The sequence below is a fragment of the Agrobacterium sp. P15N1-A genome (assembly GCF_044626815.1).
In the GTDB taxonomy this organism is placed as follows: domain Bacteria; phylum Pseudomonadota; class Alphaproteobacteria; order Rhizobiales; family Rhizobiaceae; genus Agrobacterium; species Agrobacterium leguminum.
Map to the genome: position 1 here is coordinate 112241 of NZ_JBIUPF010000007.1, position 22413 is coordinate 134653.

Below are 22413 nucleotides of genomic sequence, written 5' to 3' on the forward strand. Positions count from 1 at the left end.
GACTTATCCTGCGAATGCGATTTTCAGAATGGCGAAGATGGAAAGGCCGCCAATCAAAATCGCGAAAAACATATTGAGCATCAGAAGAACGAGCTTCGAAACCTCGGCGTGAACGTAGTCTTCGATGATGACCTGCATGCCGAGCTTCATGTGAATGAGGCCGGAAACCAGCACCAGAGCCATGATGACCGCAACGAGCGGGTTAGACAGCGCGGCAACGACTTCCGGATAGGGCGCGCCGGCGTATTTGATCAGAAAGACCACGAAGAAGAGGAGCAGAGGAACGTTGGCGACCGCAGTCACGCGCTGACGCCAGAAATGGTCGGTGCCTTCCTTGGCGGAGCCGAGGCCGCGAACCTTTCCGAGAGGTGTACGCATATCCATGAAAAATCTCCTCAGCGCACGATCAGGGCAATGACCCAGATCAGCGCGGTCAGACAGATCGACACCACCCACGAGGCCTTTGCCAGCTTGGTGGTAAAGTGCTTCTCGAAACCGTAGCCCAGATCCCACATGAAATGGCGAAGGCCGCCAAGCATATGATGAACCAGAGCCCAGGTATATCCGATCAGGATGAGCCTGCCGACGATCGTACCCATCGCCCAGTTGACCCAGTCGTAATAGGCCGGACCCGAGGCGATGGCGATCAGCCACCAGGCAACCAGAAGCGTTCCGAAATAAAGCGCGCCGCCTGTGATGCGGTGCACGATGGAAGCAACCATCGTCGGAATCGGCTTGTAAATTTGAAGATGCGGCGACAGAGGCCGGTTATTAGTCGCATTCGCCATCAGAACCTCGCGGCGTTTTCCCGTGCGCCCATCAGACAGGACGCCCCCAAGCAACAGCACATGACGAAAGAATGTGCATTGCACCAACCGCGACGTTTAATCACATGGGAGCATCACCACAAGCATATTTCATGGCCGATTCCAATTTAATCGATTGGTTCACGAATTTTTTTTGGAATTTTTTTGCGTCAAAATAAAAAATCGAGCGTTTCCAAGATTTACGCCCCTAAAATATTTACCTTTACGTAATTCATGAATAGTGTAATTTACCTTTGGTTAACCAGGAAAATCCGGAGAATGAGGCTCATGTTACAGCGCCGAATCGCCGCTTTGACCATGATGGTCGCAGGCGTCATTTTCACCGTGGTGCCTCCAGCGGCGGCAGAGAATTCTTATGGCCGCCGTGATTATCAGCACAACTATCAACACCGTCAATCGCAGGTAAGCTTCTCCACGGACGGGCTGCCATCCACCCTCCCCGGCGGCACTTATGTCGGTGCGATATCGGCGCTGCGCGTTCGCGGCAACGGCAATTATTTCGCAATTGGCGGTGGGCTTTCACGAAAAGGCGCAACGGTCGCGACGGGCTCACAACTTGCGCCAAAAGCGAAAATCATCGATGTCCGTGCTGAAACCGCTGGCGACGCCTGCGCCTACGAGCATGGCGTCTGCATTATCCGGCCCTGAAGCATTTTCGGCAAAAGCATGGAGCGGTTTTACTGCAAATGCGCGATGCGCTGATCAGATGAAACGCCACACCGTGGTCTTCTTCACTTCGCTGTCCTCCAGGGCCCGCGTCACAGGCACCTGATAGGTCGCCTCCGCGCGGAGCCGCTCTTTGGGCAAATAAGCGCGTCCGGGATCGCCGACGAGAACGCTCACGCCTTTTTCCGTCAGTTCCAGAAACCACGGCACGAGAAGTTCGGCAAAGGCGCGGTCGTAAAACACGTCGCCGGCCAGCAGAACATCCGCCTCAACCGGTTTCCCAACCAGATCAAGCCCGGTGAAAGCAATGTCCACGTTATTGAGAGCCGCGTTCAGCTGAATGGCCGTCTCTGTCCACGGATCGATATCGGCCGCCAGAACAGTATCCGCGCCCGCCTTTGCCGCAGCGATGGCGACCAGACCGGAGCCGCTGGCGAAATCCAGCACACGCCTGCCGGAAACGCTGTCGGGATGATCGAGAACGTAGCGGGCAAGCCCCTGCCCGCCGGCCCAGGCGAAGGCCCAGAAGGGCGGCGGCAGGCCGATCGCTTCCAGCTCCTCCTCCGTCTTCAGCCACAGCTCATGGGCTTCGGTGGCGAGATGAAGACGCAACTCCGGCACATGCGGCGGATGCATGATGGCGGTATTGTCGAGAATGAAGCGTTCGGGGTCGGTCCTCACCGAAGCATCAGTCCGGTGACTTCGGTGGATTGGCGAGACCGCCCATGCGGCAGACCTCGAGATATTCCTCTTCCGTCACGGGCTGCACGGAGAGCCGCATGGAAGTGACAAGCGACATCTTCGCCAGCTTCGGATTGGCTTTCACATCCTTCAGCGAAACAGGCTGCGGCATGTCGCACACGGCGCGGATATCCACGCAATCCCATTTCAGATCGCCTTCGGCGGTCGAGTCCGGATGCGACAACGCGCAGACTTCGACGATGCCGACGACATCCAGCCCCTCATTGGAGTGGTAGAAGAAACCCTTGTCTCCGATCTTCATGGCCCGCATGTTGTTGCGCGCCTGATAATTGCGCACGCCAGTCCATTCTTCGCCCGCCTCGCCCTTGGCCTTCTGCATTTCCCAGGACCATTTGAACGGCTCGGACTTGTAAAGCCAGTAATTCGCCATGTCCGGTCATGCTCCCGGATTGTTGAAGACCCAATTATAGGGCTTCACGTCAACGCTTTCGAACAGGCCGGCCTTGGCGTAGGGATCGGCATCGGCGAGAGCCTTCGCGGCGTCGATATCGGCGGCGTCAACGATCACGAGGCTGCCATTCGGCTTGCCTTCAGCATCCAGAAACGGACCGGCGATCTTCAGGGTGCCCTCGGCGTTCAGCTTGTTCAGGTGCTCCAGATGCGCCGGGCGCGTTTCCATGCGCACATTCAGATGGCCGGGCTTATCCTTGCAGATAAAGGCAAACAGCATTTTCTTCTCCTCGTTAAAACATGTCTTCCAAACGCGTCAGCGGTTTGTAGCGAAGACCCGCCCTCATTCGGTGGTGATGGGCCGTGTCATCAATTGTTGCATGGCGCTCGCCACATCCAGATTGCCGTCAATGATAGCGGCCACCGCTTCGGTAACCGGCATGTCGACAGCGTGACTTTCCCCGAGCCGGGCGGCGACGGCTGCCGCGAAAGCGCCCTCCACCAGCCCACCGGACATATCCTTGCCCTCACCCCGGCCAAGCGCGATACCGAAACGTAGGTTTCGCGACTGGTGGCTGGTGGCGGTCAGCACCAGATCGCCAAGGCCCGAGAGGCCGCGCACCGTGTCTGCCTTCCCACCCATCGCAACGATGAGGCGCGACATTTCGGCAAGACCGCGTGAAATCAACGCCGCCCGGGCGGAATCGCCAAGACCCGCGCCTTCGACGATGCCGGCGGCAATGGCAAGAACATTCTTCAGCGCCCCGCCAAGCTGCACGCCGATACGGTCGGTCGAGGCATAAAGCCGGAAGGTCTTGCCGGAAATCGTGGTCGCAAGCCGCTCGGCTATCGCCGCGTCTTCCGCCGCAATCGCCATGGCCGTTGGCAGGCCCCGCGCTATGTCGGCCGCAAAGCCCGGACCGGACAGAACCGCAATCGGATGATGCGGCAGTTCCGCTTCCAGAAGTTCCGTCAGCAGCCGGCCGGAGCTGCGGTCGATACCCTTGGCGCAGGTGACAATGATTGAGTCATTAGCCAGATAAGGGCCGTAATGACGCGCCGCATCGGCATGAGGCTGCGAGGGCATGGCGAAGAGGACGATGCCGGCGCCGGCCAGAACATCGGGCTCGGCGGAAAATTCAAGCGCATCCGGCAGATCGACGCCCGGCAGTGCCGCCTCGTGCACGCGGTCGCTCCTAAGGTCGGCCATCAGGGACGGATCGCGGCCGAGCAGGGTCACGTCATGCCGGTTTTCCAAAGCGATGACGACGGCGAGCGCTGTTCCGAAGGCGCCGGCGCCGATGACGACGATTTTCTCCCGCTGCATCAGGCCTTGGCTCCCCTTTTACCGAAACCGATCAAAGTCTCCGCACTGCCATCCAGCGGCCAGCGCGAGCGCGGCGGGATTTCGAGCGGATCGGGGTCCCGGCCGTCCGCCATGCGCTCCAGCCCCGCCCAGGCGATCATCGCGGCATTATCCGTGCAGAGCCGGTGCGGCGGCGCGACGAAGCGGAAGCCATGGGTATCGCAAAGCGATTGCAGCGTCTGGCGGATTTCCTGATTGGCGGCGACGCCGCCGGCGACGACCAGAGCAGGCTCGGTTTCTGTATGCGGAAATTCCTGCCTGAAACGGGCAAGGCCTCGGCCGATCCGATCCTTGAGCGTGCGCGACACCGCTTTCTGGAACGAGGCGCAGATATCGGCAATATCCTGCTCGGAAAGCGGCGCGATGGCGGTAGCCGCCTGCCTCACCGCCGTCTTCAGTCCGGAGAAGGAAAAATCGAGCCGCGCTTCGCCAACCATGGGACGCGGAAGCGGAAAGCGGTTCGGATCACCCTTCGCCGCCGCCTTCTCGACCGCAGGCCCGCCGGGATAGGGCAGGCCCAGAAGTTTCGCGGTCTTGTCGAAGGCCTCCCCCAGCGCGTCATCGATGGTGGTGCCCCAACGCTCATAATCGCCCACGCCACGCACCAGCACCAGCTGGGTATGGCCGCCGGAGACGAGCAGCATCAGATAGGGAAAAGACAGGCCATCGGTGAGGCGCGCCGTCAGCGCGTGGCCTTCCAGATGGTTGATGGCGTAAAGCGGCTTGCCGGCCGCCTTGGCGATGGCCTTGCCCGTCATCAAACCCACCAGCAGGCCGCCGATGAGGCCGGGGCCGGAGGTGGCGGCGATGGCGTCGACATCGGCAAGGGTCACGCCCGCCTGCTCCAGTGCTTCTTCCACCAGCGTATCCAGCGCCTCGACATGGGCGCGCGCTGCAATTTCCGGCACCACGCCGCCATAGGCGCTGTGTTCCTCAAGCTGCGACAAAACGACATCGGAGACGATCTCGCCATGGCCGTCCGCATGCCGAACCACAATGGATGCGGCGGTTTCGTCGCAGCTTGTCTCTATGCCGAGGATACGAAGAAAGGGGGTCATCAAATCTGTTCGTTCATTGCGATCATGCGCTGAGTTGGTCTAAGACAACTCCGGTAACAATGGATAGACGCGGATGCAAACAAAACCTTTCCGAATCGGCACGCGCGGCAGCCCGCTGGCGCTCGCGCAGGCTTACGAGACGCGCAACCGGCTGATGGCGGCGCATGGCCTGCCGGAAGAAATGTTCGAAATCGTCGTGCTGTCCACCAAGGGCGACCGGATAACCGACCGCGCTCTGTCGGAAATCGGCGGCAAGGGCCTGTTTACCGAGGAGCTGGAAAGCCAGCTTCTGTCCGGCGAACTCGATATGGCCGTGCACTCCTCCAAGGACATGCCGACCGTTTTGCCCGAAGGCCTCTATCTGTCCGCTTTCCTGCCGCGCGAAGACATACGCGACGCCTTCATCGGCCGCACCGCACCGAAGCTGCTGGAGCTGCCGCAGGGCGCCGTGGTCGGCTCCGCATCCCTGCGCCGCCAGGCGCTGATCCGCCGCCTGCGGCCGGATCTGAGCGTCATCATTTTTCGCGGTCAGGTCGATACCCGCCTGCGCAAGCTGGAAGAAGGCCAGGCGGATGCGACGCTTCTCGCCTTTGCCGGCCTGAAGAGACTTGGTAAGGACAATGTGCCGACGGAAATTCTCGACCCGAAGGAATTCCCTCCTGCTCCGGCCCAAGGGGCTATCGGCGTGGAAAGCCGCATCGGCGATACGCGCATGGACGAACTGCTCGCACCCATAAACGACAGGCCTACTCATGATGCCGTCACCTGCGAGCGCGCCTTTCTGGCAGCACTCGATGGCTCCTGTCGCACGCCGATTGCCGGCTACGCCACCTGCCATAGTGAGGAATTGCATTTTTCCGGAATGATCCTCACTCCCGATGGCCAGACGAGCCACGGCATCGAAATCTCCGGCAACCGCCGCGATGCGGAAAAGCTCGGCCGGCAGGCCGGCGAAGACGTGCGCGCCAAGGCGGGCAGCAATTTCTTCGAAGGCTGGAGCTGAGACGATGCGGATCGTCGTCACCCGACCGCAGCGTTCGGGCGAAAGGACGGCCGCAAAGCTTGAAGCGCTTGGCCATGCGCCGGTGCTTCTTCCGCTGTTTTATCCCGCCCATCATGGCGAACGCGCCGTCTCCGCGCTATCCGCCCCGCTGGCGGCCATCGCGGTGACCAGCGCCGAGGCACTGCGGGCGCTGGAAACATCACGGGACGGGCTGGCGCCCTATCTGTCAAAACCGCTTTTTGCCGTCGGCGGAGCAACGGCGGAAGCGGCGGAAAAAACCGGCTTCGAACAGATTTTCACCGCCTCCGGCGACGCCGTGAGCCTGACCGCGCTGGTGACTGAGCACCAGACTCTGTTTTCCGAAGAAGAGCCCCTGCTTTATCTCGCCGGCAGGCCCCGTGGCCCCGTCTTCGAGGAAGGCCTTGCCGCCGCCGGCATTCCCTTCAGAACGCTGGACTGTTACGAGATGCTGCCCTCCGACATTTCGGAGACGATGCTAGAGACGGCGCTTGTCGAAAGCGCTGCCGATGCGGTCCTGCTCTATTCATCGGAAGCGGCGCGGGCCTTTTTTTATCATGTATCGACGGAAAAATACGTGGCGGCGCTGGCAACGACACAAATCATCTGCATCAGCCGCAACGTGTTTTCTCTCGTTCCGGAAATCTTCCGCGCAAACGCCAAGGCCGCCGAAGAACCGAGCGAGGCCGCGATGTTCGAACTTCTACGCCATAACCCTGGAACCTAATTCGAGCTCGCCTCTTTCCTTTGCCGCCGTCACTGACTAGGTTTAGATTACTGCAGGCAGAAATGAGGTTGTCATGGTATCGGGAAAGCCGCCACGCCACTCCAAGTCCAAAGCCGAACCGGTCACCATCGACCTGGACGCGAAAGACGTGAAAGCAATTTCCGTCGACGTGGACGCTGCCAAGACGGACGAAAAGCCCGGCGACAAAACACCTGAGGCCACCGCAGAGCCCGGAGTTTCGGACACAAAGCCCGAAGCAGCCGCAACGGGCAACCCCGCCCCCATCTGGGACCAGCCCAAGAAAACCCCTATCGAGCCCGAACCCAATGTCGGCAAAGCGGAATCCGTAGCCACGGCACCGAAGGCTGAGAGCGCCGCAGACAACCAGCCCGCAGACAGGCAGAAAGAGCCCGTCTCGCCGGCCCCTGTTCCGCCCAAAGCCGATACAAAACCGTCGACGGGCACCATTGGCACGAGCGCCGCTGCGGCTGCAGCAACGGCTGCGAAGCCGGCCTTCGGCTCCACAGCGTCCTCCAGCGCATCCAGCGGCGCCACCGCCGCAAAACCAACGACGGCGACCTCCGCCTCAGGGCCGGCAAAGCCCTCCACACCGCAGCAGGCGGAACGCAAACAGGCCGCGACCTCCGGCCTGATCGCGGCAGGTATCGTCGGCGGCCTTGTGGCGCTCGCCGCCGCAGGCAGCATGCAATATGCCGGCATCCTGCCCTCCTTCAATGCAGGCACGACGGGAAGCGAGGAAATCGCCGCACTGAAAACCGATCTCGGCAGCTTGCGTCAGCAGCTTGCCAATGCGCCGGCCGCCGACACCTCAGCGCTGGAACAGCGCATCGCAACCCTCGAAGGCGCAAAGGGTGAGGCTCCGCAGGTGGATGGGCTGTCGGAAAAAATCGCCGCGCTGGAATCCACCCTCCAGTCGGAGCGATCCGCGCAGGCATCGGCGACGGCGGAACTGACACGCCGTCTTGCGGATGCGGAAGCCAAGATCAACGAGCCTCGCGACGATATCGAAGTCGCCCGCGCCATCGCTTCCGCCGCCCTGAAGGCCGCGATCGATCGTGGTGGGCCGTTCCTGACGGAACTCGACACGCTCTCCAAGGTAACGCCCGACGATCCGGCCATAGCATCGCTGCAATCCTTCGCCGCAACCGGGGTGCCGTCACGTTCGGAACTGATGCAGAAATTTCCTGACGTCGCCAATGCGATGCTTTCCGCCATCAACCAGCCTGACCCCAATCAGGGCATCATGGAACGCCTGACCGAAAGCGCCTTTTCGTTGGTAAAGGTGCGCCCGGTCGGAAATATCGAGGGCGAGACCCCGGACGCCATGATCGCGCGCATGGAAAACAAGCTGCGCAACGGCGACCTGCAGGGCGCAGCACTTGAGTGGAACGGTCTTCCCGATGCCGCCAAGGGGGCATCCGCCGATTACAAGAAATCGCTGGATGCGCGCATCGAGGTCGAAAATCTGGTCGGCGGCACCTTGAACCGCGCCATCACCAGCACCGACAGGCAGGGGTAAGGGCATGACCAGAATTCTGACTTTCGCCGTTATCGTTCTGGCTCTCGGCTTCGGTTTCTCCTGGCTGGCCGACAGGCCGGGTGTGCTTTCCATCGTCTGGCAGGGCCAGCTGATCGAAATGAGCCTGATGGTCGCCGCCTCCATCATCGCGGCGCTGGTCGCCGCCGTCATGCTGGTCTGGTGGATCGTCAATGCCATCTGGACCTCGCCCAATGCCGCCCGTCGTTATTTCCGCGCCCGCAAGCGCGACCGGGGTTATCAAGCGCTTTCCACCGGGCTCATCGCCGCCGGGGCCGGCAATGCCATCCTCGCCCGCAAGATGACGGCCCGTACGCAGGGGTTACTCAGCGCCGATCAGGAGCCGCTGATCCACCTGCTCGATGCGCAGGCGGATCTCATCGAAGGCAAGTATGACGAGGCGCGGCGCAAATTCGAAGCCATGGCCCGCGATCCCGAGACCCGCGAACTTGGCCTTCGCGGCCTTTATATCGAGGCCCGCCGTCAGGGCGCCTATGAAGCCGCCCAGCAATATGCCGAGGATGCTGCGGAAAAGGCCCCCTACCTGCCCTGGGCCGCGCAGGCGACGCTGGAAAACCGCTGCCGCAATGGACAGTGGGACGATGCCATCCGCCTGCTCGACCAGCAGAAGGCGGCCGGCGTTATCGAACGCGGTGAGGCGGAACGTCTGAAAGCCGTGCTTCTTACTGCCAAGGCCGGCGAAAAGCTGGAAAGCGATCCGGTCGGCGCGCGCGAGGACGCCAAGCACGCTCTCAAGCTTGCCAAGAGCCTGGTTCCGGCAGCGCTGATCGCGGCGAAATCCTATCTCCGGGAAGACAATCTGCGCAAGGCGGCCACGGTTCTGGAACCCGTCTGGAAGAACGATCCGCACCCGCAGATCGCCGAACTTTATGTCCGGGCACGCAGCGGCGATACCGCCATCGACCGGCTGAAACGGGCCGAGCGGCTGGAAAGCCTGAAGCCAAACAACATCGAATCCCTGTTCGCGGTGGCGCAGGCGGCGCTCGACGCCAAGGAATTCGCCAAGGCGCGGGCTAAAGCCGAGGCCGCCGCCCGGATCGAACCGCGCGAGAGCATCTTCCTCTTGATGGCAGATATCGAGGAAGCCGAAACCGGCGATCAGGGCCGTGTGCGCTATTGGATGGCGCAGGCGCTGCGCGCGCCGCGCGATCCCGCCTGGGTGGCCGACGGCGTCGTTTCGGAAAAATGGCTGCCCGTCTCGCCGGTCACTGGCCGTCTCGATGCTTTCGAATGGAAAGCGCCTTTCGGCCAGCTCGAAGCGCCCGTCGAAGACCTGACAATCGAAAACGCGATTGCCGCAGCGCCCGCACGGGCCGAACCGGTCGCGAAAACGATCATTGTCGAAGCCGCGCCGGAAACACGCGCCGAACCGAAACCAGCCCCGGCCGCACCGATCGAGGTCAAGCCGGCCGTATCGGTCCCGCAGGAGAAAAAGCCGGTCACAATCGAAGCGCCAGTGGAAACCGATGCCACGGATGAAAAGGCGGAAGCCGTGCCGTTTTTCGGCGGCGCGCCAGATGATCCGGGCGTCAAGAAACCCGGCGCGGAAGCCGAACCCAAGACCCGGCTCAAACTCTTCTGACGAACAGGATATCGATGTTCCAGCAAATACAGTCGTTTATTCAGAACCTCGTCGGCCCGCATGGGGATGATTTCAGTCCGGACGATCTGAGGGTGGCGGTGGCCGCCCTCTGTTTCCAGGTCATGGAAGCGGATGGCACCGTCTCGAAAAGCGAGCGTGACCGCCTGCGCGAAATCCTGCAGGATTATTATCATCTCGATGCCGGAAAGCTGGACGCGCTTCTCGCTGCCGGCCAAGAGGCCGGCAAGGAAGCCGTCGATTATTACCGTTTCACCACCGATATACGCCGCCATCTCGATGAAGATCAGCGCGTGGAGCTTATTGGCATATTATGGGATATTGTTTACGCTGACGGCGAACGAAGCGAAATGGAAGACCATGTGATCTGGCGAGTCGCCGACCTGCTTGGTGTATCCGTGCGCGACAGGGTTCTGCAACGTCAGCAGGCCGCCACGAGGTCCGGGCCCGCTGAAGAAAGCGAAAACGAAGACGATGCTGTTTGACCCTTCCAGGCAACAGAGAAAACAACCATCGCTGCTCATCGTCCTGCATCAGGAACGTTCCACGCCCGGCCGCGTCGGCCAGATGCTGGTGGAAAAAGGCTATCGTCTGGATATAAGGCGCCCTGCACTCGGCGACGACCTGCCGCAAACGCTGGAGAAACACGCGGGCGCCATCATCTTCGGCGGCCCGATGAGCGCCAACGATTCTCATGACTACGTCAAAGCCGAAATCGATTGGCTGAAGGTGCCGCTGAAAGAAAACAAACCCTTTCTCGGCATCTGTCTCGGCGCACAGATGCTGTCCAAACATCTCGGCGGCAAGGTGGAGGCCGACAGGGAGGGCAAGGTGGAGATCGGCTGGTATCCGCTTCATGCCACCGAACATGGGCGGCTTCTGATGCCGCATTGGCCGAAGATGGTCTATCATTTTCACAAGGAAGGGTTCGAGCTGCCGCGCGGAGCCGAACTTCTGGCCTCGGGCGAAACCTATCCCAATCAGGCCTACCGCTACGGAAAAAACGCCTGGGGCCTGCAGTTTCACGCCGAACTGACCCGCGCCATGATGCATAGCTGGGTGGTGCGCGGCGCGCAGCGCTTCGGCATGCCCAATGCGCAGGTGGGCAGCCAGCATCTGGAAGGCCGCATGCTGTTCGACACGCCGCTCAGGGCATGGCTCGGCAATTTCCTCGATCTGGTTTTTGAGGGCAAGGCGCAGCGCTAGAGCATTTCCAGTAAAAGTGCGCAGCGGTTTTACGTCCGGAAAATGCGTAAAAACAAAAGTTAGATCGTTTTTGCGATTCGAAGAAAAGCCAAAACGATCTAAGACCCATCGCCATCAGTGCGGCGCGTCCAGATTATCGATCTTGCGCAGCTTGGAGAAACCGAGCGCCCAGATAACCGCCACAGCAAGCGTGCCCGCCCCGCCGATGACAACGGCCGGCACGGCCCCGACGACATGCGCCATGGTGCCGGCGCGGAATTCGCCCAGCTCGTTCGATGCGCCGACGAACACCATGTTCACGGCATTCACACGCCCGCGCACCTCATCCGGCGTCCACAGCGCGATCAGGGTCTCGCGCACATAAACCGACACCATGTCCGATGCGCCCATGACCACCAGCGCAGCGATGGACACCCATGCGGTTTGCGAAAGCCCGAAAACCACCGTGGAGATGCCGAAGAGGCCGACGCCGGTAAACATCAGCAGGCCGGCGTGGTGACGAATGGGCCTGAAGGCCAGAATGACCGCAACGGTGATGGCCCCAATACCGGGCGCTGCCCGCAGAAGCCCGAGACCCCATGGCCCGAGCGTCAGCACTTCCTTGGCAAAAATAGGCATCAGCGCAACCGCGCCGCCCAGCAGCACCGCGAAAAGATCGAGCGAGATCGCACCGAGAACGATTTTTTCCTGCGCGATGAATTTGAACCCGGCAAGCATGGTTTCGAGGCTGATGGCTTTTGCCGGGCCGCGTTGTTCCGGCTTGCGGATCGTCACCGCAAGCGTCGCCGATACGATGAAGAGCACGAATGCCACACTATAGGCGACGGAAGCACCGAGGCCATAAAGCAGGCCGCCGGCGACGGGACCGAGAATGGACGCCATCTGCCACGAAGAGGAATTCCATGCGATGGCGTTCGGCAAATCCTCCACCGGCACGAGATTGGGCGCCAGCGACTGGACTGCCGGTCCCATGAAGGCGCGCTCTATGCCGAAGACGACAAGAATGGCAAAGACCGGCCAGGGGGAAAAGCTGTGCGTCAGCGTAAGACCCAGAAGAGCGACAGCGCACAGCGCGGCAATGAGCAGGCATATGGCCATGATGCGCCGACGATTGTGCCGGTCGGCGACCGTTCCGGTGACGAGGATCAGAAGCAGCGACGGCAGAAACTGGAAAAGACCGATCAGACCGAGATAAAAAGCGTTGCCGGTCACCTCATACATCTGCCAGCCGACCGAGACGCTGACGATCTGGATGGCGAAGGCGGAAAAAAACCGGGCGCTGAAAAAGCGGCGATAGGAACTATGCCGGAATGCACCGAAACGGTTTTCGGCGGAAGGGAGGGACATCGGCTGGGTGCTCGCGAGACAATATGAGAGCTTTGCAATAGAGCGATATCACAGGAATCGCCAGCCCTCACCAGCGGGATGACGAAAAGTGTGAGCGGTTTCGTCTAAAATCCCGCTGCAAAGCCATGAACCAGATTGTGATGACCGTCGGCCGATCAGACCAAAGATCATTACGATCCGGCGCGACACTTGCCGGTTCACGGTTCAATGTCTAAATGTCTTGCAACCAAGATACGGAGATATTGATGCTTGCCCTGTTTCAGACCATCGATCTGGCCTTGAACCTCTATACGTGGGTGCTGATCGCCAGCGCTATTTTTTCCTGGCTTTACGCCTTCAACGTCATCAATTCCCGCAACCAGTTCGTGAACGCCATCGGCAGCTTTCTGTTCAATGTCACGGAACCGGTTCTGCGCCCCATCCGCCGCATTCTGCCCAATCTCGGCGGCATCGACATTTCGCCGATCATCGTGCTCTTGATCATCTTCTTCATCCGCTCCTTCATGTGGAACACGCTTTACCCGATGGTCGCTTGAGCGGCTGCTGGCAGAAGCACAGTGACCATGTCCGCCTGACCGTCCGTCTCACACCCAATGGCGGGCGGGACGCCATCGACGGCGTGGAAAAGGATGCGGAGGCAAACGCGCATCTGAAGGCCCGCGTCAGCGCCGTGCCGGAAGGCGGCAAGGCCAACAAGGCCCTGATTGTTTTGCTGGCGAAAAAACTCGGCCTGCCGAAATCCTCCATCAGCTTCATTTCGGGCGAAACGGCGCGTAAAAAAATCCTCCGGATCGACACCGACCCGGAGAATTTCGAAGAGCTATTCAAAAAGCTCGAAAACTAAAGCGCATCGCGTTTAATCTGATTCATGCGACACGCTTTAGATCTTTGTTTTTAAGCATGTCTTTATCCCAAAACCGCTGCACGCTTTTGGGAGACATGCTTTAGATCAGCCCTGCGCCTTATAGCGCTCGATGGCTTCGACGATCAGTTTCTTGGCGACGTCGACATCCTGCCAGCCGCCCATCTTCACCCATTTGCCGGGCTCCAGGTCCTTGTAGTGCTCGAAGAAGTGCTCGATCTGCTTCAGCGTGATTTCCGGCAGGTCGGTGTAGTTGTGGACCTTGTCGTAACGGCGCGTCAGCTTCGGAACCGGCACGGCGAGGATCTTCTCATCCTTGCCGCCGTCATCCTCCATGATCATTACGCCAATGGGGCGAACATTGATGACGCAGCCCGGAACCAGCGGGCGGGTGTTGCAGATGAGAACGTCGATCGGGTCGCCATCGTCGGACAGGGTGTGCGGTACGAAACCATAGTTACCCGGATAGGTCATCGGCGTGTAGAGGAAGCGATCAACGATCAGCGCACCGGCATCCTTGTCCATCTCGTACTTGATCGGGTGTCCACCGACAGGCACTTCAACGATGACATTCACGTCATCCGGCGGATTCTTGCCTACGGAAATTGCATCGATACGCATTCGCTTCCCTCATTCGACGGGTTGGATTTGGTTTTCGATACTGGGAAAGTCGCCGCATTGCAACATGGCTTTGGGCGGATAAGGCAGAATGCAGGATTTGAGGCTATCGCATTTGCGCATGGCCGGCCGCGAGAATGAACCCAAGGCCAAATCACCCGGCATTGTTTGTCAGTTCCAGACGAAACCGACCTTGCGAAGCGACTTGCCGTCGAAATCTTCCATGCCTTCGGCAATATCGCGACCACCGTGAGAGCGGAAAAAGCGGTTGGCCACATCGCTGTCTTCAAGGCACCAGACAACGATGCCGTTGCAGCCAAGCGAGGTCAGCAGTCTGCGCGCTTCCGTAAACAGCAGCGAGCCAAGCCCGATGCCCTGATATTCCGGCCGGAGATAAAGTTCGTAAATCTCGCCGTCCTGCGGCAGCCCGCGTGCCCGGCTGAGGCCCAGTGTCGCATATCCGGCAACCACACCGGCCACCTCCACCACCAGCATGGTTGCGGAGCCTTTGGTCGCCTTTTTCCACCAGATTTCCCCGCGACGCTCGAGCATCTGCGTCAACGGCCGATGCGGGATAAGCCCGGCATAGGCCTGTTGCCACGACAGACGGTGCGCCTCGGAGATGGCGCGCGCATCATGCGGTTCAGCACGGCGAACATCGATGGATAACGTTTTCATAACGCGATTCTGGCCCCGGCCACGGAAACTTACCAGTCATAAAGGTTAACGCCGGCAAGCTTACCCACAGCCTATTCATGTGGACGACCGGTAAAAATTAACGCATCCTTAACCTTTGGCACAAGCGCCTTTCGACTCATGCACACATAAAAACGAACGCATAAAAAAACCCGGCTCAAGGCCGGGTTCTTTCAAATTCGTAACGACAAGCCGCAATCAGACAGCGAGCTTGGCCTTTTCAAAACGCTTGCGATCGTTGGCGTCCAGGAACATCTTGCGCAGACGGATGGACTTCGGTGTCACTTCCATCAGCTCATCGTCCTGAATCCAGGAAAGAGCGCGATCGAGCGTCATGCGGATCGGCGGCGTCAGCTTCACGGCCTCATCCTTGCCGGCAGCGCGGATGTTGGTCAGCTGCTTGCCCTTCAGCACGTTCACTTCGAGATCGTTATCGCGAGAGTGAATACCGATGATCATGCCGGCATAAACCTTCTCACCCGGCTCGATGATCATCGGGCCGCGATCTTCCAGGTTGAACATGGCGTAAGCAACAGCTTCACCCGAACCGTTCGACAGGAGAACGCCGTTCACGCGGCCGGCAATCTGGCCCTTGAAGGGCTGATAGTCGTGGAACAGACGGTTCATGATCGCCGTGCCGCGCGTGTCGGTCAAAAGCTCCGACTGGTAGCCGATCAGGCCGCGGGTCGGCGCATAGAACTTCAGACGAACGCGGTTACCGCCGGAAGGACGAAGCTCGGCCATTTCAGCCTTGCGCTCGGACATCTTCTGGACGACGACGCCGGAATGTTCTTCATCAACGTCGATCACGACTTCTTCGATCGGCTCCAGCAGGGTGCCGTTCTCATCCTTGTGCATCACGACGCGCGGACGCGAAACGGCAAGCTCGAAGCCTTCGCGACGCATGGTCTCGATCAGAACCGCCAGCTGCAATTCGCCACGGCCGGAAACGAAGAACGAATCCTTGCCTTCGGCTTCTTCGATCTTCAGCGCAACGTTACCTTCGGCTTCCTTGAACAGGCGGTCACGGATAACGCGGCTCGTGACCTTGTCGCCTTCGGTGCCAGCCAGCGGGCTGTCGTTGACGATGAACGACATGGTAACGGTCGGCGGGTCGATCGGCTGGGCGGTCATCGCCTCGGTGACGGAGGGGTCACAGAAGGTGTCGGCAACAGTACCCTTGGAAAGGCCTGCAATGGCGACGATGTCGCCTGCATGGGCCTCTTCGATCGACGTGCGCTCGATACCGCGGAATGCGAGGATCTTGGAGATGCGGCCGTTTTCAATAACCTTGCCGTCCTGGCCGAGAACCTTCACGGCTTGGTTAGGCTTGATGGAGCCGGAAGCGATGCGGCCGGTGATGATACGGCCGAGGAAGTTGTTGGCTTCAAGGATGGTGCCGATTAGTCGGAACGGACCTTCTTCAACCTTGGGCTCCGGAACATGTTCGAGAACCAGATCGAGCAGCGGCGCAAGACCCTGATCCTTCGGACCTTCCGGGTTGACGTTCATCCAGCCGTCACGGCCGGAACCGTAGAGGATCGGGAAGTCGAGCTGCTCGTCGGTGGCGTCGAGGTTCGCGAACAGATCGAAGACTTCATTGATAACTTCTTCGTGGCGGCCATCCGGGCGGTCGATCTTGTTGATCGCGACGATCGGGCGAAGACCGACCTTCAGCGCCTTGCTGACCACGAACTTGGTCTGCGGCATCGGGCCTTCCGAGGAGTCGACCAGAACGATCGCGCCATCCACCATCGACAGGATACGCTCGACTTCACCGCCGAAGTCGGCGTGGCCGGGGGTGTCGACGATGTTGATGCGGACACCCTTCCACTCCACCGAGGTCGCCTTGGCGAGAATGGTGATGCCACGTTCCTTTTCGAGATCGTTGCTATCCATCACGCGCTCGGCGACACGCTGGTTGTCGCGGAACGAGCCGGACTGCTTCAGAAGCTCGTCCACGAGCGTCGTTTTTCCATGGTCAACGTGCGCGATGATCGCGATGTTGCGAAGTGCCATTGTTCAAAATCTCTGAGGTTGGGCGCTATATTGATGAGAAACGCCAATTTAGTTTGGCGCGCTCATAACCTTTTTTTTGCAAATGCGAAAGGGGGGGCCTTGTCATAAGCCCCCTGCGCTCAGGTTCTAGCTCAGAAATATGACAGTCTTTTATACCGAACCCTTATACCAGACCACGCTTCAAAAGCATGGCGTCCGGGCTTGGCATCTTGCCGCGAAAAGCAAGATATGCCTCTTCCGGATCGATGGAACCGCCGACGGAATAGATATTGTCTTTCAACTTGCGCGCCATCTCGCCATCGAAAGGATTGCCGGTTTCCTCGAAGGCCGAAAAGGCATCAGCATCCAGCACTTCCGACCACATGTAGGAATAATAGCCGGCTGAATATCCGTCGCCCGAAAACACGTGCTGGAAATGCGGGGTCGCATGCCGCATGACGATAGACTTCGGCATGTTCAAGGTGGAGAGCACCTCACCCTGCACGACCATCGGATCGCTCACGTTTTCCCGCGTGTGGAACGCCATGTCGACAATCGCCGAAGAGGTGAATTCCACGGTGCTGAAACCGGCATTGAAGGTCTGGGCGGCCAGAACCTTGTCCAGCAGCGCCTTCGGCATCGGCGCGCCTGTGTCATAATGCAGGGCATATTTTTCCAGAATTTCCGGCACCGTCAGCCAATGTTCGTAAAGCTGCGACGGCAATTCGACGAAATCGCGCGAGACGCCCGTTCCGGAAACGGAAGGGTAAGTGACATTCGACAGCATGCCATGCAGCGCGTGGCCGAATTCGTGAAACAGCGTACGTGCATCGTCGAGCGAAAGCAGCGCCGGTTTGCCTTCAGCCGGTTTGGCGAAATTACAGACATTGTAGATGATCGGGATTTCTCCGACCGTGCCGTTCTTCAAGGACAGCTTGTGCTGCGACTGGAAGGAGCTCATCCACGCGCCGGAGCGCTTGGAGGGACGGGCAAAATAATCGCCGAGGAACATGGCCTTCAGATCGCCCTTTTCATCGAGGATTTCGAAAACCCGCACATCCGGATGATAGGCGGCGACGCCTTTGACTTCGACCGCTCGAATCCCGAACAACCGCCCGGCCACATCGAAGCAGGCCTCGATGATCTTTTCGAGCTGCAGATAAGGTTTCAACTCCGCCTCGGAGAAGCTGAATTTCCGTGCCCGCAGCTTTTCGGCATAATGCCGCCAGTCCCAGGGCAGCACTTCGTGATTCCTGCCCTCCTCGGCGATGATGGCGGCCAGTTCGGCCTCTTCCTCGCCCGCACGGCGCACGGCCTTTTCCCAGACCTGCCCCAGAAGGCCGTTCACGGCATCGGGCGTCTTCGCCATCGTGTCATCAAGCTTGTAGGCGGCGAAATTCGCGTAACCGAGAAGCTTTGACTTTTCCTCGCGCAGTTCGAGCGTGCGGTGGACGATATCGCGATTGTCTGTCTCGCCGCCATTCTCGCCGCGCGCCACCCATGCCCTGAAGGCCTGTTCGCGCAGATCGCGGCGTTCGGAAAAGGTCAGGAAAGGCTCGATGATGGAGCGGGAAAGGGTGACGGCAAATTTGCCGTCCTCGCCATGCTCACGGGCCGCACCCGCCATCGCGTCGCGCAGGAAGCCGGGAATGCCGGCAAGTTCCTCTTCCGTGGAAAGCAGAAGCTTCCAGTTCTTTTCATCCGCCAGCACATTCTGCCCGAATCTCGCGCCAAGACCGGCAAGCTCCTCATTGATCGCCGCCAGCCGTTCCTGCCGGTCCTTCGGCAGCTTGGCGCCGGAGCGCACGAAACCCTTCCAGTGCCGCTCAAGAACACGGCTCTCCTCGCCCGTCAGCCCAAGCGCCTCGCGGTTTTCCCACAATCTATCGATGCGCTTGAACAGCGCCTCGTTCATGCCGATCTTCGAATAGTGCCGCGACAGTTTCGGTGCGATCTCCCGCTCCAGCGCCTGGATCACACCATTGGTGTTGGCGCCCGCCCTGTTCCAGAACAGCGCCGAAATGCGCGAAAGATCGTCTCCGGCGATTTCGAGCGCGGTCACGGTGTTTTCGAAGCTCGGGGTCTCAGCATTGCCGGCAATCGCATCGATTTCCTGTTCGTGGGACAGAAGGGCGGCATCGAAGGCCGGAGCGAAATCCTCATCCCTGACCGCATCGAATTTCGGCAGACCATTGTGGCCGTTCCAGTCAACGAGTGCGGGATAAAGCGCGGTCTTGGATGGCATTTCATCTTCCTTGTACAATTCCGGTTTAAGCCCATATGGGCACGCCTCCAGCGGCAATTCAATGCCGGACTTTGGTGCAAGGAAGATTGGCCACGACCTGATTTTTGCTTTTGCCCCGACTGCCCGGCACATACGCCGGATACCTATCGCAGGTGACCCATGTAAGGGACTTGACCGAAGATATGGACCGGCATGGCGGATGAAATAAAACGCCGGATGTCCGATCTTCTTTGCTTTGGCGTAACAATCGTCGATTATGTTGCCGACCGTAACGCAATCGAACTGACACATACTTTACTCGATTTTCAACAATATGATTTATGCGCCATTGATTATCGCCGGGATTTTAGTAAGGCTGACTTACGAAAAGGCGAAGCATGGGCACTAAACGCGAAAAAGACTCATTGGCATTTTTGCTGAACAGCGGCGCACGCCTGCTGAACAGTGCGTTTGAGCGCCGAATTTCTGAAGCCGGGCTGGGCCTGACGCCCGGCGAAGCCCGCGCATTGCTGACGGTTGCCGTCGTTGATGGCAGCAAACAGTCGGATATCGCCGCCCGGCTCGGCATCGAGCCCATGACGATCTGCGCCTATCTCGACAAGCTGCAATCTCTCGATCTCATCGAACGCCAGCAGGACCCGCAGGACAGGCGCTCCAAGCGCATCGTGCTGACAAAAAACTCCACCGACATGCTGGAAGCCGTGCGCCAGGAAATCGATGAACTTGTCCGTCACGCCACGCAGGGCCTGAACGAAGAGGAGGTCGCGCTTTTCCGCAGCTTCCTGCAGACGCTTCGCAACAATCTCCAGCCGGAACAGCCGGGCCAGAGCTGCTGATCGCAATGTCGCTGGAAACGATCATGTCCAGAAAGCGCACCGCCATGCTCGGTGCGTTACTGACGGCGCTGGCGCCGATTTCCATGGCCATCTACACACCGGCCATGCCGGAACTGACGCGGGTTTTCTCCACTACGGAATCCGCAGTCAAACTCAGCCTTTCGCTTTATTTCGCCGGTTTCGCCATCGCGCAACTGCTGGCCGGCCCGGCATCCGACGCCTTCGGGCGGCGAAAGGCGAGCCTCCTCTTCCTCTCCATCTTTCTGGGTGGCGGGCTGCTGGCAATCTTCGCCCCAACAATTGAAGTGCTGCTCTTCGCCCGGCTTGTTCAGGGCATTGGTGCCTCCGTCGGCATGACGGTGGCGCGCGCCATCGTGCGCGATCAATTCACGGGTGCCGAAGCCTCCAGCATCATGAACCTCATTGGCATCATGCTGGCCGTTGGCCCCGCCATGGGCCCGACCATAGGCGGGCTTTCGCTTGCGGCTTTCGGGTGGCAATCGGTATTTTTCCTCATGGCCGGCCTCGGGGCCATCGCCATCTTCTCCGTCGTGGTCTTCCTGCGCGAGACGACGATCCCCGACAGGAACCTGATCCGCCCGCGTCGCCTCCTGTCGGCCTATGGGACATTGCTCACCGAGCCGCGTTTTCTTCTCGCCGCACTGGTGCTCGGCGGTTCCATCGGCGCGCTTTATGCGCAGGCGACCATGCTGACCTTCATCCTCATCAACAAGGTCGGTATGACGCCCACCGTCTTCGGCATCGGCATGCTGATGCAGACCGGCGCTTATTTCTTCGGCTCCATCGCCCTGCGTTATATCGCACCGAGGCTGGGTGACCGCCGTTCGGTCGTCCTCGGCCTCTGTTTTTCGGGAACAGGCGGTCTCCTTATCCTGCTGTCGGTGTTCCTGATACCGCCATCCTTTCTTTCGATCATGGGACCTGTGGCGGTGGCAACGGTCGGCATCGCCTTGCTGACGCCATCCATGGTGACGGCGGCCCTCGCACCATTTCCGCATATTGCCGGCTCGGCATCGGCGATGATGGGCTTCATTCAGATGGGATCGGGTTTTGCAGGCGGTGCCGCAGCCTCGCTTATCGGTTCGCCTTTGACCGGCTTTGGCATCATCATCCCCGTGATGGAATTCACCGCAATCGCCAGCTACATTGGCTTCCGCATCGTCTCCAGACGAGAGACATGAAAAAACCCGCCGGCGTCGCCGCCGGCGGGTTTCATTATTTCCATTCGAGCAGAATTACTTGCTGATATTGCGCTTTGCGAGCGTGCGCAGACGCAGCGCGTTGAGCTTGATGAAGCCTGCCGCATCCTTCTGGTCATAAGCGCCGTGGTCGTCCTCGAAGGTCACCAGAGCGTCCGAATAGAGCGACTTGGCGCTCTCGCGGCCGGTTACCATGACATTGCCCTTGTAGAGCTTCAGCGTCACTTCGCCTTCCACATGCTCCTGGCTTTTGTCGATCAGGGCCTGCAGCATTTCACGCTCTGGCGAGAACCAGAAGCCGTAATAGATGAGCTCGGCGTAACGCGGCATCAGCTCGTCCTTGAGGTGGGCTGCACCCCGGTCGAGCGTGATGGATTCGATGGCGCGATGTGCGGCAAGCAGGATGGTGCCGCCGGGCGTCTCGTAAACGCCGCGCGACTTCATGCCGACGAAGCGGTTCTCGACCAGATCGAGACGGCCGATGCCGTTTTCGCGGCCATAGTTGTTCAGCGTCGCAAGAAGCGTCGCCGGCGACATTTCGACGCCGTTGATGGAGCAGGCATCGCCCTTGCGGAAACCGACCTTGATGACGGTTGCCTTGTCGGGCGCGGCTTCCGGGGAAATGGTGCGCATATGCACATATTCCGGCGCTTCCTGTGCCGGGTCTTCCAGAACCTTGCCCTCGGAGGAGGAGTGCAGCAGGTTGGCGTCGACCGAGAAAGGCGCCTCGCCCTTCTTGTCCTTGGCAACCGGAATCTGGTGCTGTTCGGCAAAGTTCAGGAGGTCGGTACGGCTCTTGAACGTCCAGTCGCGCCAGGGAGCGATGATCTTGATATCCGGGTTCAGCGCATAGGCCGAAAGCTCGAAACGGACCTGGTCGTTGCCCTTGCCGGTGGCGCCATGGGCAATGGCGTCGGCGCCGGTCTTCTTGGCGATTTCGATCAGGTGCTTGGAAATCAGCGGACGGGCAATGGAGGTGCCGAGCAGATAGACACCTTCATAAACGGCGTTGGCGCGGAACATCGGGAATACGAAATCACGCACGAACTCTTCGCGGACGTCCTCGATGAAGATTTCCTTGATGCCCAGCATCTCGGCCTTCTTGCGCGCCGGCTCAAGCTCTTCGCCCTGGCCGAGATCGGCCGTGAAGGTCACGACCTCCGCGCCGAGTTCCGTCTGAAGCCATTTCAGGATGATCGAGGTGTCGAGGCCGCCGGAATAGGCGAGAACGACTTTCTTAACGTCTTTCGGAAGTGCCATAGTGATGTCCATCTGCATGATGACGGCATTGGGACACCGCCATTTCCTTGGGATTTCGGCACTTTTACAGTGCAACCCGAAATGTGTGAAGCGCTTTTCCGTGAGATAAGCGACAAAACAATTGATGGG

25 protein-coding genes are annotated in these 22413 nt (G+C 59.7%); 12 read left to right on the top strand and 13 right to left on the bottom strand.

Annotated features, from left to right (window positions below; genetic code table 11):
• Positions 1–3: 3 nt before the first annotated feature.
• Positions 4–384, bottom strand: coding sequence for a succinate dehydrogenase, hydrophobic membrane anchor protein (gene sdhD, locus ACIK7D_RS21665; RefSeq protein WP_020010869.1), 381 nt, complete (start codon positions 382–384; stop codon positions 4–6).
• Between the two features lie 11 nt (positions 385–395).
• Positions 396–788 carry a succinate dehydrogenase, cytochrome b556 subunit gene (gene sdhC / locus ACIK7D_RS21670; protein ID WP_080815656.1) on the bottom strand — a complete coding sequence of 131 codons (393 nt, stop codon included), beginning with the start codon at positions 786–788 and terminating at the stop codon, positions 396–398.
• Positions 789–1094: 306 nt separating this feature from the next.
• Here sdhC and ACIK7D_RS21675 point away from each other — a divergent pair, with 306 nt between their 5' ends.
• Positions 1095–1475 (top strand): hypothetical protein, encoded by a 381-nt coding sequence (locus ACIK7D_RS21675; RefSeq protein ID WP_175422040.1) that lies wholly within the window; start codon positions 1095–1097, stop codon positions 1473–1475.
• A 54-nt stretch (positions 1476–1529) separates the two neighbouring features.
• On the opposite strand, the gene ACIK7D_RS21680 is transcribed toward ACIK7D_RS21675, so the two are convergent.
• The 5 genes from ACIK7D_RS21680 to tsaD all read right to left on the bottom strand — a co-directional run bounded on the left by ACIK7D_RS21680 (position 1530) and on the right by tsaD (position 5069).
• On the bottom strand, positions 1530–2174 hold the full coding sequence (locus tag ACIK7D_RS21680) for a methyltransferase (protein WP_137004054.1): 645 nt from the start codon (positions 2172–2174) through the stop codon (positions 1530–1532).
• A gap of 7 nt (positions 2175–2181) precedes the next feature.
• Positions 2182–2625 (bottom strand): EVE domain-containing protein, encoded by a 444-nt coding sequence (locus ACIK7D_RS21685; protein WP_003523502.1) that lies wholly within the window; start codon positions 2623–2625, stop codon positions 2182–2184.
• 6 nt (positions 2626–2631) lie between these two features.
• The gene (locus ACIK7D_RS21690; protein ID WP_003523501.1) at positions 2632–2925 is read right to left on the bottom strand and encodes a YciI-like protein; all 294 of its coding nucleotides are present in this window, start codon (positions 2923–2925) and stop codon (positions 2632–2634) included.
• Positions 2926–2988: 63 nt separating this feature from the next.
• A complete protein-coding gene (locus ACIK7D_RS21695; RefSeq protein ID WP_400157328.1) occupies positions 2989–3972 on the bottom strand; it encodes an NAD(P)H-dependent glycerol-3-phosphate dehydrogenase in 984 nt (327 codons plus the stop codon).
• Positions 3972–5069, bottom strand: a complete 1098-nt coding sequence (gene tsaD, locus ACIK7D_RS21700; RefSeq protein ID WP_137452652.1) for a tRNA (adenosine(37)-N6)-threonylcarbamoyltransferase complex transferase subunit TsaD — start codon at positions 5067–5069, stop codon at positions 3972–3974. Before tsaD ends, ACIK7D_RS21695 begins: the two co-directional genes overlap by 1 nt.
• 73 nt (positions 5070–5142) lie before the next feature.
• On the opposite strand from tsaD, the gene hemC reads away from it, so the two are divergent.
• The 6 genes from hemC (at position 5143) to ACIK7D_RS21730 (ending at position 11202) form a co-directional block, all read left to right on the top strand.
• Positions 5143–6072, top strand: coding sequence for a hydroxymethylbilane synthase (gene hemC / locus ACIK7D_RS21705; protein ID WP_400157329.1), 930 nt, complete (start codon positions 5143–5145; stop codon positions 6070–6072).
• A gap of 4 nt (positions 6073–6076) precedes the next feature.
• Positions 6077–6817, top strand: a complete 741-nt coding sequence (locus tag ACIK7D_RS21710; RefSeq protein ID WP_400157330.1) for a uroporphyrinogen-III synthase — start codon at positions 6077–6079, stop codon at positions 6815–6817.
• A gap of 73 nt (positions 6818–6890) precedes the next feature.
• Positions 6891–8357: a mitofilin family membrane protein gene (locus ACIK7D_RS21715; RefSeq protein WP_400157331.1), complete on the top strand. Its 1467-nt coding sequence runs from the start codon at positions 6891–6893 to the stop codon at positions 8355–8357.
• Positions 8358–8361: 4 nt separating this feature from the next.
• Entirely contained in the window at positions 8362–9978 is a 1617-nt protein-coding gene (locus tag ACIK7D_RS21720) for a heme biosynthesis protein HemY (protein WP_400157332.1), read from the top strand.
• Between the two features lie 14 nt (positions 9979–9992).
• Positions 9993–10481 carry a TerB family tellurite resistance protein gene (locus tag ACIK7D_RS21725; protein ID WP_020813557.1) on the top strand — a complete coding sequence of 163 codons (489 nt, stop codon included), beginning with the start codon at positions 9993–9995 and terminating at the stop codon, positions 10479–10481.
• Positions 10471–11202 carry a glutamine amidotransferase gene (locus ACIK7D_RS21730; protein ID WP_003523491.1) on the top strand — a complete coding sequence of 244 codons (732 nt, stop codon included), beginning with the start codon at positions 10471–10473 and terminating at the stop codon, positions 11200–11202. Before ACIK7D_RS21725 ends, ACIK7D_RS21730 begins: the two co-directional genes overlap by 11 nt.
• Before the next feature lie 114 nt (positions 11203–11316).
• Here the strand turns inward: ACIK7D_RS21730 and ACIK7D_RS21735 are convergent, their stop codons facing one another.
• A complete protein-coding gene (locus ACIK7D_RS21735) occupies positions 11317–12549 on the bottom strand; it encodes an MFS transporter (RefSeq protein WP_400157333.1) in 1233 nt (410 codons plus the stop codon).
• A gap of 245 nt (positions 12550–12794) precedes the next feature.
• Here ACIK7D_RS21735 and ACIK7D_RS21740 point away from each other — a divergent pair, with 245 nt between their 5' ends.
• Together ACIK7D_RS21740 and ACIK7D_RS21745 are read left to right on the top strand one after the other, a co-directional pair.
• Positions 12795–13085 carry a YggT family protein gene (locus ACIK7D_RS21740; RefSeq protein WP_003523487.1) on the top strand — a complete coding sequence of 97 codons (291 nt, stop codon included), beginning with the start codon at positions 12795–12797 and terminating at the stop codon, positions 13083–13085.
• Complete coding sequence (locus tag ACIK7D_RS21745; RefSeq protein WP_400157334.1) at positions 13082–13393, top strand: DUF167 domain-containing protein; 312 nt, start codon at positions 13082–13084, stop codon at positions 13391–13393. Before ACIK7D_RS21740 ends, ACIK7D_RS21745 begins: the two co-directional genes overlap by 4 nt.
• 105 nt (positions 13394–13498) lie before the next feature.
• Here the strand turns inward: ACIK7D_RS21745 and ppa are convergent, their stop codons facing one another.
• The 4 genes from ppa to ACIK7D_RS21765 form a co-directional block, all read right to left on the bottom strand.
• Positions 13499–14032 carry an inorganic diphosphatase gene (gene ppa, locus ACIK7D_RS21750; RefSeq protein ID WP_003523485.1) on the bottom strand — a complete coding sequence of 178 codons (534 nt, stop codon included), beginning with the start codon at positions 14030–14032 and terminating at the stop codon, positions 13499–13501.
• A 168-nt stretch (positions 14033–14200) separates the two neighbouring features.
• Complete coding sequence (locus ACIK7D_RS21755; RefSeq protein ID WP_080815633.1) at positions 14201–14707, bottom strand: GNAT family N-acetyltransferase; 507 nt, start codon at positions 14705–14707, stop codon at positions 14201–14203.
• 216 nt (positions 14708–14923) lie between these two features.
• Positions 14924–16744 carry a translational GTPase TypA gene (gene typA / locus ACIK7D_RS21760; RefSeq protein ID WP_003523483.1) on the bottom strand — a complete coding sequence of 607 codons (1821 nt, stop codon included), beginning with the start codon at positions 16742–16744 and terminating at the stop codon, positions 14924–14926.
• A 163-nt stretch (positions 16745–16907) separates the two neighbouring features.
• Positions 16908–18968, bottom strand: a complete 2061-nt coding sequence (locus tag ACIK7D_RS21765; RefSeq protein ID WP_400157335.1) for a M3 family metallopeptidase — start codon at positions 18966–18968, stop codon at positions 16908–16910.
• Between the two features lie 192 nt (positions 18969–19160).
• Between ACIK7D_RS21765 and ACIK7D_RS21770 the strand changes: the two genes are divergently transcribed.
• Genes ACIK7D_RS21770 through ACIK7D_RS21780 form a run of 3 tightly spaced genes read left to right on the top strand, consistent with a single transcriptional unit; the run spans position 19161 to position 21006 of the window.
• A complete protein-coding gene (locus ACIK7D_RS21770; protein ID WP_262534107.1) occupies positions 19161–19388 on the top strand; it encodes a hypothetical protein in 228 nt (75 codons plus the stop codon).
• Positions 19346–19804, top strand: a complete 459-nt coding sequence (locus ACIK7D_RS21775) for a MarR family winged helix-turn-helix transcriptional regulator (RefSeq protein ID WP_020813564.1) — start codon at positions 19346–19348, stop codon at positions 19802–19804. The genes ACIK7D_RS21770 and ACIK7D_RS21775 overlap by 43 nt, the downstream gene beginning before the upstream one ends.
• A gap of 5 nt (positions 19805–19809) precedes the next feature.
• On the top strand, positions 19810–21006 hold the full coding sequence (locus tag ACIK7D_RS21780; protein ID WP_262534110.1) for a multidrug effflux MFS transporter: 1197 nt from the start codon (positions 19810–19812) through the stop codon (positions 21004–21006).
• A 54-nt stretch (positions 21007–21060) separates the two neighbouring features.
• Here ACIK7D_RS21780 and ACIK7D_RS21785 read toward each other — a convergent pair whose 3' ends face one another.
• Positions 21061–22284: an argininosuccinate synthase gene (locus ACIK7D_RS21785; protein WP_003523477.1), complete on the bottom strand. Its 1224-nt coding sequence runs from the start codon at positions 22282–22284 to the stop codon at positions 21061–21063.
• Positions 22285–22413 lie beyond the last annotated feature (129 nt).

What these genes read in the sequence shown, in the direction of transcription:
- sdhD (WP_020010869.1), bottom strand. Translation starts at nt 384, where the DNA reads ATGGATATGCGTACACCTCTCGGAAAGGTTCGCGGCCTCGGCTCCGCC.
- sdhC (WP_080815656.1), bottom strand. Translation starts at nt 788, where the DNA reads ATGGCGAATGCGACTAATAACCGGCCTCTGTCGCCGCATCTTCAAATT.
- ACIK7D_RS21675 (WP_175422040.1), top strand. Translation starts at nt 1,095, where the DNA reads ATGTTACAGCGCCGAATCGCCGCTTTGACCATGATGGTCGCAGGCGTC.
- ACIK7D_RS21685 (WP_003523502.1), bottom strand. Translation starts at nt 2,625, where the DNA reads ATGGCGAATTACTGGCTTTACAAGTCCGAGCCGTTCAAATGGTCCTGG.
- ACIK7D_RS21690 (WP_003523501.1), bottom strand. Translation starts at nt 2,925, where the DNA reads ATGCTGTTTGCCTTTATCTGCAAGGATAAGCCCGGCCATCTGAATGTG.
- ACIK7D_RS21695 (WP_400157328.1), bottom strand. Translation starts at nt 3,972, where the DNA reads ATGCAGCGGGAGAAAATCGTCGTCATCGGCGCCGGCGCCTTCGGAACA.
- tsaD (WP_137452652.1), bottom strand. Translation starts at nt 5,069, where the DNA reads ATGACCCCCTTTCTTCGTATCCTCGGCATAGAGACAAGCTGCGACGAA.
- hemC (WP_400157329.1), top strand. Translation starts at nt 5,143, where the DNA reads ATGCAAACAAAACCTTTCCGAATCGGCACGCGCGGCAGCCCGCTGGCG.
- ACIK7D_RS21710 (WP_400157330.1), top strand. Translation starts at nt 6,077, where the DNA reads ATGCGGATCGTCGTCACCCGACCGCAGCGTTCGGGCGAAAGGACGGCC.
- ACIK7D_RS21715 (WP_400157331.1), top strand. Translation starts at nt 6,891, where the DNA reads ATGGTATCGGGAAAGCCGCCACGCCACTCCAAGTCCAAAGCCGAACCG.
- ACIK7D_RS21720 (WP_400157332.1), top strand. Translation starts at nt 8,362, where the DNA reads ATGACCAGAATTCTGACTTTCGCCGTTATCGTTCTGGCTCTCGGCTTC.
- ACIK7D_RS21725 (WP_020813557.1), top strand. Translation starts at nt 9,993, where the DNA reads ATGTTCCAGCAAATACAGTCGTTTATTCAGAACCTCGTCGGCCCGCAT.
- ACIK7D_RS21730 (WP_003523491.1), top strand. Translation starts at nt 10,471, where the DNA reads ATGCTGTTTGACCCTTCCAGGCAACAGAGAAAACAACCATCGCTGCTC.
- ACIK7D_RS21735 (WP_400157333.1), bottom strand. Translation starts at nt 12,549, where the DNA reads ATGTCCCTCCCTTCCGCCGAAAACCGTTTCGGTGCATTCCGGCATAGT.
- ACIK7D_RS21740 (WP_003523487.1), top strand. Translation starts at nt 12,795, where the DNA reads ATGCTTGCCCTGTTTCAGACCATCGATCTGGCCTTGAACCTCTATACG.
- ppa (WP_003523485.1), bottom strand. Translation starts at nt 14,032, where the DNA reads ATGCGTATCGATGCAATTTCCGTAGGCAAGAATCCGCCGGATGACGTG.
- ACIK7D_RS21755 (WP_080815633.1), bottom strand. Translation starts at nt 14,707, where the DNA reads ATGAAAACGTTATCCATCGATGTTCGCCGTGCTGAACCGCATGATGCG.
- typA (WP_003523483.1), bottom strand. Translation starts at nt 16,744, where the DNA reads ATGGCACTTCGCAACATCGCGATCATCGCGCACGTTGACCATGGAAAA.
- ACIK7D_RS21765 (WP_400157335.1), bottom strand. Translation starts at nt 18,968, where the DNA reads ATGCCATCCAAGACCGCGCTTTATCCCGCACTCGTTGACTGGAACGGC.
- ACIK7D_RS21770 (WP_262534107.1), top strand. Translation starts at nt 19,161, where the DNA reads ATGGCGGATGAAATAAAACGCCGGATGTCCGATCTTCTTTGCTTTGGC.
- ACIK7D_RS21775 (WP_020813564.1), top strand. Translation starts at nt 19,346, where the DNA reads ATGGGCACTAAACGCGAAAAAGACTCATTGGCATTTTTGCTGAACAGC.
- ACIK7D_RS21780 (WP_262534110.1), top strand. Translation starts at nt 19,810, where the DNA reads ATGTCGCTGGAAACGATCATGTCCAGAAAGCGCACCGCCATGCTCGGT.
- ACIK7D_RS21785 (WP_003523477.1), bottom strand. Translation starts at nt 22,284, where the DNA reads ATGGCACTTCCGAAAGACGTTAAGAAAGTCGTTCTCGCCTATTCCGGC.